This is a genomic window from Streptomyces sp. NRRL B-24572 (genome assembly GCF_002156145.1).
Classification (GTDB): domain Bacteria; phylum Actinomycetota; class Actinomycetes; order Streptomycetales; family Streptomycetaceae; genus Streptomyces; species Streptomyces vietnamensis.
This window is the reverse complement of record NZ_MWIG01001049.1, coordinates 1-548: the sequence shown is the minus strand read 5'-3', so window position 1 is coordinate 548 and position 548 is coordinate 1. Positions and strand designations below refer to the sequence as shown.

At 70.6% G+C, this 548-nt stretch carries 1 protein-coding gene; it reads right to left on the bottom strand.

Going from position 1 to position 548, the window contains the following annotated elements; translation table 11 throughout:
- A partial coding sequence (locus CCN56_RS39975) for an AMP-binding protein (RefSeq protein WP_143664821.1) occupies nt 1–548 on the bottom strand: 548 nt, incomplete at both ends.

The window sequence follows — 548 nt, the reverse complement described above, 5'->3', positions numbered from 1 at the left end:
ACGACGTACGCGGCGAGCTGCTCGTGGTGGACCGTGACGACGGCCTGGGTCACCGCGCGGTGGGTGAGGAGCGCGGCCTCGGTCTCCCCCGGCTCGACACGGAAACCACGGATCTTGATCTGGTCGTCGGCCCGGCCGTCGTAGTGCAGCCGGCCGTGCCGGTCGAAGTGGGCCAGGTCGCCCGTCCGGTACAGCCGCCCGCCATCCGTGGCGAAGGGGTTCGGTACGAAACGGGTCGCGGTCAGATCGGACCGGCCCAGATACCCGTGGGCGAGGCCCTCGCCGGCCAGATACAGCTCACCGGTCACCCCCGGCGCACACAGGTTCAGATGAGGGTCCAGGACGTAGGCGGCCTTGTTCACCAAGGGCGCGCCGACCGGAACCAGCGTGTGCGGCTCGTCGCCGGGCTCGATCGTGTGGGTGGTCGTGAAACCCATGGACTCGGCCGGGCCATAGCCGTTGACGACCCTGATGCCGGGCCTGAGCCGCTGGAGCTTGTGCACGTGTGCCGGGGAGGCCGCCTCGCCGCCGGTGAAGGCGACGGTGAC